The 12,999-nt window shown below is 64.2% G+C and carries 13 protein-coding genes; 8 read left to right on the top strand and 5 right to left on the bottom strand.

Annotation, left to right across the window (positions count from 1 at the left end):
- Positions 1 to 40: 40 nt before the first annotated feature.
- Together O1A05_RS14090 and O1A05_RS14085 are read right to left on the bottom strand one after the other, a co-directional pair.
- Positions 41 to 754: a Maf family protein gene (locus O1A05_RS14090; protein ID WP_270105847.1), complete on the bottom strand. Its 714-nt coding sequence runs from the start codon at positions 752 to 754 to the stop codon at positions 41 to 43.
- Positions 751 to 2,454, bottom strand: a complete 1,704-nt coding sequence (locus tag O1A05_RS14085) for a DUF885 domain-containing protein (protein WP_270105846.1) — start codon at positions 2,452 to 2,454, stop codon at positions 751 to 753. Before O1A05_RS14085 ends, O1A05_RS14090 begins: the two co-directional genes overlap by 4 nt.
- Positions 2,455 to 2,749: 295 nt before the next feature.
- Between O1A05_RS14085 and O1A05_RS14080 the strand changes: the two genes are divergently transcribed.
- The 4 genes from O1A05_RS14080 (at position 2,750) to O1A05_RS14065 (ending at position 6,131) form a co-directional block, all read left to right on the top strand.
- Complete coding sequence (locus O1A05_RS14080; protein ID WP_442867697.1) at positions 2,750 to 3,538, top strand: amino acid ABC transporter ATP-binding protein; 789 nt, start codon at positions 2,750 to 2,752, stop codon at positions 3,536 to 3,538.
- A gap of 53 nt (positions 3,539 to 3,591) precedes the next feature.
- Positions 3,592 to 4,449 (top strand): glutamate ABC transporter substrate-binding protein, encoded by an 858-nt coding sequence (locus tag O1A05_RS14075; RefSeq protein WP_270105845.1) that lies wholly within the window; start codon positions 3,592 to 3,594, stop codon positions 4,447 to 4,449.
- Between the two features lie 126 nt (positions 4,450 to 4,575).
- Positions 4,576 to 5,250, top strand: coding sequence for an amino acid ABC transporter permease (locus O1A05_RS14070; protein ID WP_431521145.1), 675 nt, complete (start codon positions 4,576 to 4,578; stop codon positions 5,248 to 5,250).
- On the top strand, positions 5,247 to 6,131 hold the full coding sequence (locus O1A05_RS14065; protein WP_270105844.1) for an amino acid ABC transporter permease: 885 nt from the start codon (positions 5,247 to 5,249) through the stop codon (positions 6,129 to 6,131). The genes O1A05_RS14070 and O1A05_RS14065 overlap by 4 nt, the downstream gene beginning before the upstream one ends.
- A gap of 3 nt (positions 6,132 to 6,134) precedes the next feature.
- Here O1A05_RS14065 and O1A05_RS14060 read toward each other — a convergent pair whose 3' ends face one another.
- Together O1A05_RS14060 and O1A05_RS14055 are read right to left on the bottom strand one after the other, a co-directional pair.
- Positions 6,135 to 6,368, bottom strand: coding sequence for a hypothetical protein (locus O1A05_RS14060; protein WP_270105843.1), 234 nt, complete (start codon positions 6,366 to 6,368; stop codon positions 6,135 to 6,137).
- A complete protein-coding gene (locus O1A05_RS14055) occupies positions 6,368 to 7,984 on the bottom strand; it encodes an acyl-CoA carboxylase subunit beta (RefSeq protein ID WP_270105842.1) in 1,617 nt (538 codons plus the stop codon). Before O1A05_RS14055 ends, O1A05_RS14060 begins: the two co-directional genes overlap by 1 nt.
- Before the next feature lie 158 nt (positions 7,985 to 8,142).
- On the opposite strand from O1A05_RS14055, the gene O1A05_RS14050 reads away from it, so the two are divergent.
- From O1A05_RS14050 to O1A05_RS14035, 4 genes are read left to right on the top strand one after another with little or no spacing between them, the layout of a single operon-like run.
- The gene (locus O1A05_RS14050) at positions 8,143 to 9,078 is read left to right on the top strand and encodes a biotin--[acetyl-CoA-carboxylase] ligase (RefSeq protein WP_270105841.1); all 936 of its coding nucleotides are present in this window, start codon (positions 8,143 to 8,145) and stop codon (positions 9,076 to 9,078) included.
- 2 nt (positions 9,079 to 9,080) lie between these two features.
- Positions 9,081 to 9,674, top strand: coding sequence for a PH domain-containing protein (locus tag O1A05_RS14045; protein WP_270105840.1), 594 nt, complete (start codon positions 9,081 to 9,083; stop codon positions 9,672 to 9,674).
- The gene (locus tag O1A05_RS14040) at positions 9,671 to 10,885 is read left to right on the top strand and encodes an adenylate/guanylate cyclase domain-containing protein (protein ID WP_270105839.1); all 1,215 of its coding nucleotides are present in this window, start codon (positions 9,671 to 9,673) and stop codon (positions 10,883 to 10,885) included. The genes O1A05_RS14045 and O1A05_RS14040 overlap by 4 nt, the downstream gene beginning before the upstream one ends.
- Positions 10,885 to 11,640, top strand: coding sequence for a protein phosphatase 2C domain-containing protein (locus O1A05_RS14035; RefSeq protein ID WP_270105838.1), 756 nt, complete (start codon positions 10,885 to 10,887; stop codon positions 11,638 to 11,640). The genes O1A05_RS14040 and O1A05_RS14035 overlap by 1 nt, the downstream gene beginning before the upstream one ends.
- On the opposite strand, the gene O1A05_RS14030 is transcribed toward O1A05_RS14035, so the two are convergent.
- A complete protein-coding gene (locus O1A05_RS14030) occupies positions 11,633 to 12,910 on the bottom strand; it encodes an amino acid permease (protein WP_270105837.1) in 1,278 nt (425 codons plus the stop codon). The two genes, O1A05_RS14035 and O1A05_RS14030, sit on opposite strands and share 8 nt — an antisense overlap.
- Between the last annotated feature and the right edge of the window lie 89 nt (positions 12,911 to 12,999).

Below are 12,999 nucleotides of genomic sequence, written 5' to 3'. Positions count from 1 at the left end.
CTTGTAGGAATCCTACAGTTGACCCGCTGTCAGGGCGCGGTTAGTCCGCCCAGACGGAAGTGAGCGAGTATCCCAGCTCGTTCAGCATTTCGCGCAGGGCCAGCACGGACAGGCCCAGCACCGCATTCGGATCACCCTCCACCCGGCGCACCAGGGCGGCCCCGCGGGCCTCCAGGGTGAAGCCACCGGCGCAACCCAACGGTTCCCCGGTGGCCACGTAGTCCTGGATCTCTGCCTCACTGGCATCAGCGAAACTCACCTGGGCCGAGACCGTGCGTCGGCGCTGCCGGGTCGGGTCCGGCAGTGCGCCCTCGGCATCGGGAACCTCGATCACGGTATGCCCGGTGTGCAGAGTGCCGGTGCCGCCGGCCTGGGCCCTCCAGCGTTTCAGCGCCACGTCGGCGGTGCCGGGTTTGCCGTGGGCTTCGCCGTCGAACTCGAACACCGAATCGCAGCCCAGCACCAGCAGGGCGGGCTCGTTCTGCGAGGGTGTTGCTGCGGTGCCTGCGTGATCTCCGGTGTGATCCTCAGGTGCGTCATCGACGTCGGTCAGGAGCGTGGCGACGACGTCGAGGGCCTTCGCCCGGGCGAGCTCGCCGGCCAGTGTCTCTGGATCCGGCGAGCCTAATTCTGCGGCCACCGCCTCTTCGTCGACGTCCGAGACCATGGTCATGAACGGGATCCCGGCCCGGTGCAGCATCTCGGCCCGGGCTGACGACGCCGAGGCCAGCACCAGGCGGAACGGACGACTCATGCCAGGGCCTCGCGCAGGGTGTCGAGTCCCATTGAGCCCAAGCGCAGCGCCCGGGTGTGAAACGCCTTCAGATCGAACTCGACGCCGTTCTGCTCGGCGCGTTGCTGGTGCTCGGCGCGGATCTGTTCCCAGATGCGCTGACCGACCTTGTAGGAGGGCGCCTGGCCGGGCCAGCCCAGGTAGCGGGTGAATTCGAATTTCCGCTGGCCTTCGGAGATGTCCAGGTGGCGGCTCAAGAAGGCGTAGCCGTTCTCCGGGGTCCAGTGTGCCTCGCCGACTTCCTCTGGCGGGGTGAACCCGCAGTGCACGCCGATGTCGAAGACGACGCGTGCGGCGCGCATGCGCTGCATATCGAGCATGCCCAGGCGGTCACCGGCATCGGAGAGGTAGCCGAACTCGTCCATCAGCCGCTCCGCGTACAGGGCCCAGCCCTCGCCGTGTCCGGAAGTCCAGCAGCCGGTGCGGCGCCAGTCGTTGAGCTCGTCGGCCGCGGTCATCGAGGTTCCCACCTGCAGATGGTGGCCCGGAACGCCCTCGTGATACACCGTGGTGGTTTCGGCCCAGGTGGTGAAAGAATCCTCACCGGCCGGCACCGACCACCACATCCGCCCCGGGCGCGAGAAATCCTCGGACGGGCCGGTGTAGTAGATGCCGCCTTCCTGCGTGGGGGCGATCATGCACTCGATCCGGTCGATCTCCGCTGGGATCTCGAAATACTGCTTCATGGCGGCCAGCGCCTCGTCCGAACGCTGCTGCATCCACTCACGCAACGCCTCGGTGCCGTGCAACTGACGGGCCGGGTCCTCGTTGAGTAGCTTCTTGGCTTCCTCAATGGTGGCGCCGGGGGAGATCTGCTGGGCGACCTGCTCCTGTTCCGCGACGATGCGGGACAGCTCCTCGATGCCCCAGGCGTAGGTGTCCTCGAGATCCACGGTGGCGCCAAGGAAATCGCGGGAGGCGAGACGATACGCTTCGATGCCCACGGCGTCCTCGGTGGGGGCCTCGGGGCGCAGCTCGGCGCGCAAGAACTCGGCGAAATCGCGATAGGCCTGAGCTGCGGCCTCGGCATGTTTCTCCACCTCGGCGCACAGAGCCTCATTGACGTTGCTGTTGGCCGCGGCGCGCTGCACCAGGGTGGGGAAGAAGCCACCGTCGGCGCCGTGGGCTTCGGACTGCTCGATCACGATGTCGACCTGGCGCACTGCAGCGATCTGGCCTTGCCGCGCCGAAGAACGCAGCGATTCCTGGTAGCCGACCAGGGCGCTGGGGAGGTTGGCCAGACGGCCGGCCAAGTGCTGCCAGTGCTCTTCGGTCTCATCCGGCATCATGTCGAACACCATGCGGATGCCCTGAGCTGGGGAGGCGATGTTGTTGAGTTCGGTGCGGCCGGTGGCATGAATTTCACGGGCCAGCCCAACGCGTTCACGCAGGGCGGCCAAAGTGACCAAATCGACCGAGTCCACCGGGGTGATCAGATCCAGGTCGGCCAGCAGCTCCGCATTGACCCGATCCACAGCCTCGGTTCCGGCTGGCGAGTAGTCAGGGTACTCGGTCTCGTGGCCGGGGCGGCCCAGCTCGGTCGCGGCAACCGGGTCCAATTCCAGCAAGTCGGCGAAGTAACGGTTCGCGCGATGATCAATGTCTGACAGGGGGCGAGGGGAAGCAGATCCGTGCTGTGCCTCAGTGTGATTCTCGGTCATGGTCACATCCTACGGGTCGATATCCAAGACCGTCGCATGCCAGTAGTTCACCGAAGCGGTGACCGAGCTAGCAGCCGAGCCTGCAGCCGAAACAACAACGGAAACAGCACAGGAAACAGCGCCGACCCGGCGACGTAGCCTCGCGGAAACATCGGTCGTGCAGACTGATCCACGAACCTTGGAGTCACCTGGACATGGTGCTGGTGTGACGTTTAGGGTAAAAGTGATGTGTACCACAGAGGCGCGTGAGCCGCGTCTCTGCAGATAATCGAACTTGTTAAGGACTGGGGGCATGATGAGTGTTTCTTCCGCCCAAGAGCACACCCAGAACACACCGCCCAACGCGTCGCCCCTGGTGCGTCTGCACGAAGTAAATAAGCACTTCGGCAGCTTCGCTGCGCTGACAGATATCAACCTCGACATTCCGCAAGGCCAGGTTGCTATTGTCATCGGCCCCTCTGGCTCCGGCAAGTCCACGCTGTGCCGCACCATCAACCGCCTGGAGACCATCGATCCCGGCGGCACCATCGAAGTCGACGGTAAGGCCCTACCCGAAGAAGGCAAAGAACTCGCCCGACTGCGCGCCGATGTGGGCATGGTGTTCCAGTCCTTCAACTTGTTCTCGCACAAGTCGATCCTGGAGAACGTCACCCTCGGACCCATCAAAGTCCGCGGTGTGAAGAAAAAGCAGGCCGAAAAAGAAGCTATGGAGCTACTCGACCGCGTCGGAGTGGGCCACCAGGCCAAGAAAATGCCAGCCCAGCTCTCCGGTGGTCAGCAGCAGCGCGTCGCGATCGCCCGCGCCTTGGCCATGAAGCCCAAGGTGTTGCTCTTCGACGAGCCGACCTCCGCACTGGACCCGGAAATGGTCCAAGAAGTGCTTGACGTGATGGTCGACCTGGCTAAGGGCGGGATGACCATGGTCGTCGTCACCCACGAGATGGGCTTCGCGCGCAAAGCCGGCGACCGACTGATCTTCATGTCCGACGGCAAAATCCTCGAAGACACCACTCCGGAAGATTTCTTCACGAACCCGAAGACCGATCGCGCCAAGGACTTCCTCGGCAAGATTCTGGCTCACTGACTCACACACCGAGCAACCGCTCATTCATCACCCACGCAATCGAAAGGCATACGATGCGCACTCCCTTGAAGACCACCCTCGCCATGGCAGCCGTGGCCGCACTCGCCCTCGTGGGCTGTTCTCCCGCTCAGACCGAAGATTCCGATGAAGGCGGCGAGAACGGCGGCGCCGGCTCGATCACTGTCGGCATCAAGTACGACCAGCCCGGTCTGGGCTTCCGCGAAGGAAACAACGATCCCACCGGCTTCGACGTCGACGTCGCCAAGGCCGTGCTGTCCGAGATGGGCTACGAAGAATCTGACATCGAATGGGCTGAAGCCGAGACCCCGCAGCGTGAGAACCTGCTGGAAAACGGTCAGGTCGACATGATCTTCGCGACCTACTCGATCACCGAAGAGCGTGCCGAGCGCGTCGATTTCGCCGGACCGTACTTCGTGGCCGGTCAGGACATCCTGGTCCGCGCCGACGACACCGAAATCAACGGCCCGGATGACCTCAACGGTCGTAATCTCTGCTCAGTGACCGGCTCGACCCCGGCACAGAACGTACAGGAACGCTACGCGGATGACGTGAACCTGGTGGAGCAGAACGGCTACGCCGAGTGTCTCACCTACCTGCAGTCCGGTCAGGTCGACGCTGTGACCACCGACGACATCATCCTGGCCGGCCTGGCCGCCACCGATGAGTACGCCGGTGAGTTCAAGGTGGTCGGCAACCCCTTCACCGAAGAGCTCTACGGTGTGGGTCTGCCCCCGGAGTCAACGGAGGTGTGCGAGGAGGTCAACGCCGCGATCCAGACCCTGTTCGACAACGGCACGATCAATGACCTGCTGGCGGCGAATACCGAGGGTGTTGAATACGAAGCCAACGAAGAGCTGAACACGGACATCGAGCTGCAGTCCTGCTCCTGATCGCCTTCAGCTGGTGAGCTGCAGTGACCCGTGGCGGCGGCAAGAATCGTCGCCGCCGCGGGTGCTGGCTCGCACACATCATCCTTGCCCGCGCCTCTAGACCCTGTGAAGAGGAGGTGAACCGTCGTGGACGGGTTCCTCAGTCTGTTTGAGACCTACCCCATCATGGAGGGCTTCTGGACGAACATTCGGCTGGCGTTCTTCTCAGCAATCGCCGCGTTCATCCTCGGCGTCATCCTGGCCCTGTTCCGCATCTCCCCGGTTCCTTCCTTGCAGTGGATCGGCACCGCCTACGTGAACGTGGTGCGCAACACCCCGCTGACCGCCATTATGGTGATCGGCATCCTGGTGGTCTGGGGGCAGCTGAGCATCCAGTTCTCCTCCGATTTCAACCTCAACTTCTTCATCCTGGCCACGATCAGCCTGACGATCTACCACGCGCCCTTCTTCTGTGAGGCGATCCGTTCCGGGGTGAACACCGTCCCGCTCGGACAAGCTGAAGCAGCCCGGTCTATCGGGCTGAGTTTCCTTCCCGCGGCTCGCCTGGTGATCCTGCCGCAGGCGCTGCGTGGGGCCATCACCCCGATCGGAAACACCCTGATCGCGCTGACCAAGAACACCACGGTCGCCGTCGCCGCCTCCGTCACGGATATTTCTGCGGTGATGCGGGCGATGATCGAATCCAACCCGAACCTGATGATCTACATCTTCCTGACGATCGCCATCGGGTTCTGCCTGATCGTGATCCCGATCGGGTTGCTCACCACCTGGCTGTCCAACCGATTGGCGGTGCAGAATTGAGCCAGCAGACCGTTCTCTTCGACGCCCCGGGCCCTAAAGCCCGCCGGCGGATTCTGATCACGAACATCGTCGCGGTCATCGTCGTCGCCGCGCTGATCGCTCTGGTGCTGTGGCGCCTGTGGGATCAAGGTCAGCTACGCCCGCACCTGTGGCTCAACGCCATCAACGGCAACGCCTGGACCAACTACTTGCTACTGGGCCTGCAGTTCACGCTGCAGGCGGCGGCTATTGCGGTGGTGACTTCGCTGATTTTCGGCCTGGCCTTTGGCTTCCTGCGGCTGGCCCCGTATGCACCGTTCCGTGGGTTCGCCATGGTGATCGTGGAATTCTTCCGCGCCGTGCCCGTGCTGATCCTGATGGTGTTCTTCTTATCGTTTTACTCGCAGATCATTGCCCCCACGGGACTCATCGATCCGCGGAATGCTCCGTACTTTTCCGTGATTACCGCCCTGACGCTGTACAACGGCTCGGTGATTGCCGAGCTCGTGCGCTCCGGTGTGAAGTCCCTGCCCCGCGGCCAGCGTGAGGCGGCGATGGCGATTGGTATGACCAATACCCTGTCGCTGCGCACCGTGGAAGTGCCGCAAGCGGTGATCGCGATGTTGCCGTCGTTGATCTCTCAGTTCGTCATCATCCTGAAGGACTCGGCACTGGGATACCTGATCGGCTTCTCCGAGCTGCTGCGCTACGCCCGTCAGCTGGGCTCCGGCTACGGAAATATTTTGCAGTCCATCACGGTGGCCGCGATCCTGTTCATCCTGCTCAACTTCCTGCTCGGATGGGTGGCCACGAAGCTGTCGCGGCGGCTCAGCTCGCGCACCGCCGGTGACACCACCGCGGAGGCGCCCGGAGGGGCGATCGGTAAACCCGCAACGCCGTAAGTCTCAGCGCAGCCCGGCAGCGGAGCGCCAGGTGCGCACCTCGGAACCGGCCCAGGTGGACATCCGGCGGCGTCGGCTGGCCTGTGCTAAAGGATCGGCGTCGTCGTCGGTCGAAGTACGAGCCTCGGACTGCAGCGACTGCACCACCAACAGGAGTGCGGCGGTCTCTTCTTCGGTGAGTCGGGACCCGGTGATGCGGATCCCGGTGGACTCGGCTTCGGCGGACGTGGCAGACATCACAGCGGGATGTTTCCGTGCTTGCGGGCCGGGCGCGATTCACGCTTGTTTCGGGTGGCGCGCAGGGCCCGGACCACCTGGGTGCGGGTTTCCGAAGGGGCGATCACCTGATCGATGTAGCCCAGCTCGGCTGCCTGGTAGGGGTTGAGCAGCTCTGCTTCGTAATCTTCGACGATCTGGGCGCGTCGGGCTTCGACATCGCCGCCGTCCTCACCGACTGCTTTGAGCTCGCGCCGGTAAAGGATGTTCACGGCACCCTGGGCACCCATCACACCGATCTGGGCGGTGGGCCAGGCCAGGTTCACGTCGGCGCCGAGCTTCTTCGAGCCCATCACGATGTAGGCGCCGCCATAGGCCTTGCGGGTGATGACGGTGATTTTCGGGACAGTGGCCTCGGCGTAGGCATAAATGAGTTTGGCGCCGCGGCGGATGATCCCGTTGAACTCCTGGTCGGTGCCGGGCAGGAACCCCGGCACATCGACGAGGGTGAGGATCGGGATATTGAAGGCGTCGCAGAACCGGACGAAGCGCGCGGCCTTCTCTGAGGCCGCGATGTCCAAGGTGCCGGCAAACTGCATGGGCTGGTTCGCCACGACTCCCACGGTGCGGCCCTCGACCCGGCCCAGCCCGCACACCACATTGGGGGCGTAGAGCTCCTGGGTCTGCATGAAGTGGCCGTCGTCGACGATCATCTCGATGATGGTGAGCATGTCGTAGGGCTGGTTCGCCGAATCGGGCACGATGCGGTCCAACTCCAGGTCATCGACCGTGATGTCGAGTTCTTCGACAAAGTCGTCGACGGGCGGGTCAGAGAGGTTGTTCGAGGGCAGGAACTCCAGCAGATCGCGCACGTACTCGAAGGCGTCCATTTCGGAGGCTGCCAGGTACGAAGCAGTACCGGTGGTGGAGTTGTGGGAGGTTGCCCCGCCCAGGGTCTCCATGTCGACATCTTCACCGGTGACGGTCTTGATCACGTCTGGCCCGGTGATGAACATGTGGGAGGTCTGATCCACCATGATGACGAAGTCGGTCAGAGCCGGTGAATATGCAGCACCGCCGGCACAAGGTCCCATGATGATCGAGATCTGAGGGACGACTCCAGAGGCCATCACGTTGTTGCGGAAAATGTCGGCGAACATCGCCAACGAGGCCACGCCCTCCTGGATGCGGGCGCCGCCGCCGTCGTTGATACCAATCACCGGGCAGCCGTTGCAGGCGGCGAACTCCTGGACTTTGACGATCTTCTCGCCGTTGACCTTGGACAGCGAGCCGCCGAACACGGTGAAGTCCTGAGAGTAGATGGCGACGAGGCGGCCGTCGATGGTGCCGTACCCGGAAACCACGCCGTCGCCCAGAGGGTGCTTGGCGTCCATGCCGAAGGCGGTGGAACGGTGCACGGCCAACTGGTCGAACTCCACGAAAGAGCCCTCATCGAGGAGCATCGAGATGCGCTCGCGGGCGGTGTTCTTGCCGCGGTCATGCTGCCGGTCCACGGCGGCCTGACCGGCGGGAACCTCGGCGGCCTCGCGCCGACGGTAGAGATCCTCCAGCTTGCCCGCTGTGGTGGTCAGGTCCGGGGTGGCGTCGAGATCCTGCCGGCTGCTGTCGCTACTCACATCAACTCCATTCCGTGCGCGCACGGATTTAGACGGTTCGCACTAACGATCACTCAGTCTACTGCCAGTCTGCTGGGTCGCAGTTGTAGGAAACCTCCAGATTTCGTGCGCTCGCGTCGAGTCAGGCTTCGTGGAGCAAGCCTCGCTAGGCTGGAGAAATGATGCCCTCCCGCACCGGACTCACCTGGATTGACCATGTCTCCTCAACACAGGACGTCGTCCTGGACCACAGCACCGACCTGGACCATGGCGCGGCCGCCGGTACGGATGATCAGCGCGCAGGCCGCGGGCGCAACGGGCGGAACTGGGAAGCCCAACCCGGACAATCGGTGGCCGTGTCCACCCTGCTGCGTCCCGCCCGCCGAGACCCACCGCTGCCGGCGCAGCGCTGGCCCTGGATCACCTTGAGTGTTGCCGCCGCCGTGGTGGAGGTGGTGCGCGGCTGGGGTGTGCCCGCCTCCGTGAAATGGCCTAATGACGTGATGATTTACGACGATGACGGCACCGGGCGCAAGCTCGCCGGCATTCTCGCCCAGGTCACCCGTGATGCCAGCGGGGTGGTGCTGGGGATCGGACTGAACCGGGATTTCAGCGCGGGCCACCGCCCTAGCGAACTGGCCGTGGCGCTCAGCGACTGGATGGCACCGGGCGAGGTGCCGGACTCGCCGAGCCTGGCTGAAACCTTACGTGGCACCGTGCTGGACGCCGTCGATCATCTCGCTCGCAGCCCTAACCCGGTGGCGCGGGTGCGTCCGGTGATGCACACGCTGGGCCAGCGCGTGCGCGCCGAGTTGCCCGGTGGCGTGACGCTGGTGGGGGCCGCTTCCGGTTTGGGGGAGTCGGGGACGCTGCTGATCGAGGTCGAGCAGGTGAGTGCCCCCGAATTCGACAACGCGTCGAAATCCTCGGCGACCATCGACGAAAGTGCCGGAATTCGTGGAAAGATAGTGACGGGTGAGACCTACGAGGTATCAGCTGCCGACGTGGTCCACCTCCGGCCGCAGCATCCGCCAGTAGTGTCGGACCGGGTGGAGGGCGCCGCGCGCAAGACCAATATGTATGACCAGAACGAAGGGCACAGGGCAGGGGAGTGACCATGGCGCATCGTCTGCAGCCGGGCGAGCAGGTCCGTGTGCGCACCCGGACGCACGCCCGCGGGCTGTTGAAGCCGGCCATCTGGTTAATCGTGCTCTGTTTGGCCGCGGGCATCTGGCAGGGGTACCTCTCCCGTCCTGATCTGCCGTTTTGGGTGAGTGATTACCGCGGTGCCTGGCAGATCACCGGTTATCTTGTGCTGGGGCTGCTGCTGTTCTTCGGTGCCGTGCGCCCGCTGTGGCGTTGGCTGACCCGGGTCACTTACCTGACCACGCTTCGAGTGTCGCAGCGTATCGGGTGGCTCAGGGTACAACGTCGCTGGCTGACCCTGGAAGCGATCGAGCGCGTGCAGATGCGCCAGAGCCGGCGCCAACGGTGGGCTCGCCGGGGGGACCTGCAACTGTGGTCCTATTCCGGCCACGTGTGGACGCTGCGCAACCTCCCCGAAATTCAACGATTCACCCAGCTGCTCGAAGCTGAGCTCTACTCCGTGCGGGCCCGCTACGGATATGGTTACCCAGGAGTCGCGCCGAACGGCCCCGCTTCATATCAAAATTTCCACGACCACAGCTCTGATCCGGGGGTGAGACGATGACCGAGTCACACGACGACGCAGACGACGTAGCCGTGCCGCGCGACCCGCATCCGACGGCTCCGCTGCCCGTGGTGCCGACCACCCCACCCGGGGCGAGCTCACCCGACGTCGATCCTCAGCCGGCCGACATTCGCAAGGTCGCTGAAGAACTGGCTCAGGCCGAGGACCCGGCCACCTGGACTCAGGCCATCCGAGTGCTGGACGAGGAGCTCATCGGCGGCCCGCGCCTGCTGACCCGCCGCGACCTGGCCAACCGGCTCGGCGTCTCCCTGGTCTCGGCCCGCAAACTCTGGCGCGCCCTGGGCTTCCCGAACGTCGGTGAGCACGAGCGCGTGTTCACTGATCAGGACGTTGACGCCATGTCCGGCGTGATCGACCTGGTGCGCCGCGACGTCCTCAATGAGGAAACTGCCATTTCGGTGGCCCGCTCCATCGGACAGATGACCGACCGCATGGTCGTCTGGCAGATCGAGGCGCTGGTCGAAGACAAGATCAGCTCCCAGCGTTTCAGCGACCCGGAGGCCCGCCGGGAGGTAGTGAAGCTGATTCCCCAGGTCATGGAGACCATGGAGGAAGTGCTCACCTACTCTTACCGGCGCCAGCTCAATGCCGCACTGCAGCGACTGACGGTGCGTGTCCAGGCTGGCCTGGATGCCTCCGAAGCCGGGCGCGACGGTACCGAAGACGACGCCCCGCTGCCCCTGGCCCGCGCCGTCGGATTCGCCGATATGGTCTCCTACACCTCCCTGTCGCGCCAGATGTCCGAGCGCACCCTGGCCCAGATGGTGCAGCGTTTCGAGTCCAAGTGCGCCGAGATCATCTCGGTGGGCGGCGGCCGCCTGGTGAAGACCGTGGGCGACGAAGTGCTCTTCAACGCGGAGACCCCCGAAGCCGGCGCCGAAATCTCCCTGGCTCTGGCTAAGTCGATGTCCGAAGATCCGGTGCTGCCGTCCGCTCGAGTGTCGCTGGTCTGGGGTCGAGTGCTCTCCCGCCTGGGGGATATTTACGGGCCCACCGTGAACCTTGCCGCACGGCTGACCTCCATCGCCGACCCCGGCACCGTGCTAGTAGACCAGCTGACTGCAAACACCCTGAGCCAAGACGAGCGCTATCTGCTCATCCCGCAGCCCCCGCGCAGCGTGCGCGGATTCGGAGAGATCCGTCCCTCCATGCTGCTGCGTGGCTCCGGCGAAGGGTTGCAGGTCGACTGATGACCTCGCAGATTTATCGGTATCGCGCCGGTGCTGCCACCGATGTGGGCCTGCGTCGCGAGCTCAACGAAGACTCCCTGCTCGTTATGGACGACCTCTTCGCTGTGGCCGACGGCATGGGCGGACACGACGCCGGGGAAGTAGCCTCCAGCAGCTGCGTGCAGGCGCTGCGCGAAATGCGCCAAGACATGATCGCGGCCGACCCACCCCAGCACATGGACCTGGAGGCGCTGCGCTCGATGATCGGCTCTGCTAATACCTCGGTGCTGGTAGCCGGACAAGGTCGAGCCGGGACCACCCTGACCATGCTGGCGGGCATCCGGCACGACGACCCCGCCGGAGAGCACGCGCTCGCCGTCGCCAATATCGGTGACTCCCGCGCCTATTGGTACCAGGCTGCCGCGGATCAGATGGTGCAGATCACCGAGGATCACTCTGCGGTGCAGGAACTCGTCAACCGCGGCATCATCACCGCCGAAGAAGCCCGGACCCACCCTGATCGCAACGTGATCACCCGGGCCGTAGGCACCAGCCCCCACATCGCTGCCGACGTGGCCGTGCTACGTCCCGAACCCGGTGATCGGTTCCTGCTGTGCTCGGATGGGCTGACCAACGAAGTCTCCGACGACGACCTCGCCTGGGCCATATCCTCCGGTGACGACCTCGACGCGATCGCTCACGACCTGGTGGATCAGGCCAACGAGGCCGGCGGCCGCGATAACATCACCGTGATCATCGTCGAGATTCTCAGCTGAAGAAGCTGAGCAGGATACCGCCCACCGCCACGATTCCGGCGATCACCACAAACACGTTCGACGCCGCACCACGGAAGCGCTTTAGCGCAGGCACCTTATGAATGGCGTACATCGGCATCAGGTACAGCACCGCTGCAATGACCGGCCCGGCGAGTGATTCGATGAGCGAGAGGATGCTGGGATTCAGCACCCCGGCCAGCCAGGTCGTGACGATCAAGAACACGCTCACCCCGATGCGCACGCCGCGTTCCGTGAACCTGCCGCGGCGGTCCACCATGGTGGTCACGACGCCCGCAGCGCCTTCGGCCGCACCTAGCCAGTGGCCGAAGAACGAGGAAGCGATAGCAGTGATGGCCACCGCAGGACCCAACCACGCGATCAGCGGGATGCCCATCTCATTGGCCAGATGAGAGAGCACCGGGATGTTGGCGTCTTTCGCCGCCTGCAAGCCATCTGGACCCAGCGCCAGCACGCACGACCACACAAACCCCATGGTGAACAGCACCAGCATCACCGCGGTCACCCTCAGAACGGAGGATGCTTTGTCAGCGGCGGCGTGACCGTAGCGGGACCGCAGTGCCACCGAGAATTGCGAGATGGCCGGGGAATGGTTGAACGAGAAGATCAGGACCGGAAGCATCAGCCACAGCGCCATGGAGAAATCTCCGATCGCCGGGAACGCCCCGAACCCATCGAAGCTCCAGAAGGGGATCAACAGCAGGGTGACGGCAAAGAGCACCACGATCAGCGGGTAGACGATCCACTGGGTGACCACCAGCATCACCCGCTGCCCGGCCAACATGACGACGGACATGGCCAGCACCAGCACGGCCGCCAACAGCCAGCGTGGCCACGGCTCCATCCCCAGCTGATTCACCATCAGCGAGTCCACCGTGTTGGTGATCCCGACCCCGTAGATCAACACAATCGGGTAGATGGCCAAAAAGTACAACACGGTGACCAGACGTCCGGCATTCTCGCCGAAATAATCGCGGACCACCCCGGTAATGTCCTGATCCGGATTCGGCGAGGCCACCACCATCCGTGACAGCCCGCGGTGGGAGAAATACGTCATCGGACCGATCAGCAGGGTCGCCACCAACAGCGGCCAGAATCCTCCCAGCCCAGCGTTCATCGGGAGGAACAGGATTCCGGCCCCCACCGCCGTGCCAAACAAGCTGATGGTCCAGCTGCTGTCGAAACGGTTCCAGCGCGCCGCTGCGGTAGCGGTCTCCTGCGCAGTCTGTGCGGGTTGGTCTGGGGAGGACATGGTGGACTCCTGGCGGTGGTGGTGCGAGGTCGTGGTTCAGTAGACCACGATCGACGAGGATGACGCGACTTTGCCGCGGATCACCGTCG

Origin of the sequence: Citricoccus sp. NR2 (assembly GCF_027594385.1) — a bacterium.
GTDB lineage: Bacteria > Actinomycetota > Actinomycetes > Actinomycetales > Micrococcaceae > CmP2.
Note: the sequence above shows the minus strand (reverse complement) of the source record. Positions and strands in the feature narration are given on the sequence as shown.

What these genes read in the sequence shown, in the direction of transcription:
- O1A05_RS14090 (WP_270105847.1), bottom strand. Translation starts at nt 754, where the DNA reads ATGAGTCGTCCGTTCCGCCTGGTGCTGGCCTCGGCGTCGTCAGCCCGG.
- O1A05_RS14085 (WP_270105846.1), bottom strand. Translation starts at nt 2,454, where the DNA reads ATGACCGAGAATCACACTGAGGCACAGCACGGATCTGCTTCCCCTCGC.
- O1A05_RS14080 (WP_442867697.1), top strand. Translation starts at nt 2,750, where the DNA reads ATGAGTGTTTCTTCCGCCCAAGAGCACACCCAGAACACACCGCCCAAC.
- O1A05_RS14075 (WP_270105845.1), top strand. Translation starts at nt 3,592, where the DNA reads ATGCGCACTCCCTTGAAGACCACCCTCGCCATGGCAGCCGTGGCCGCA.
- O1A05_RS14060 (WP_270105843.1), bottom strand. Translation starts at nt 6,368, where the DNA reads ATGTCTGCCACGTCCGCCGAAGCCGAGTCCACCGGGATCCGCATCACC.
- O1A05_RS14050 (WP_270105841.1), top strand. Translation starts at nt 8,143, where the DNA reads ATGATGCCCTCCCGCACCGGACTCACCTGGATTGACCATGTCTCCTCA.
- O1A05_RS14045 (WP_270105840.1), top strand. Translation starts at nt 9,081, where the DNA reads ATGGCGCATCGTCTGCAGCCGGGCGAGCAGGTCCGTGTGCGCACCCGG.
- O1A05_RS14040 (WP_270105839.1), top strand. Translation starts at nt 9,671, where the DNA reads ATGACCGAGTCACACGACGACGCAGACGACGTAGCCGTGCCGCGCGAC.
- O1A05_RS14035 (WP_270105838.1), top strand. Translation starts at nt 10,885, where the DNA reads ATGACCTCGCAGATTTATCGGTATCGCGCCGGTGCTGCCACCGATGTG.
- O1A05_RS14030 (WP_270105837.1), bottom strand. Translation starts at nt 12,910, where the DNA reads ATGTCCTCCCCAGACCAACCCGCACAGACTGCGCAGGAGACCGCTACC.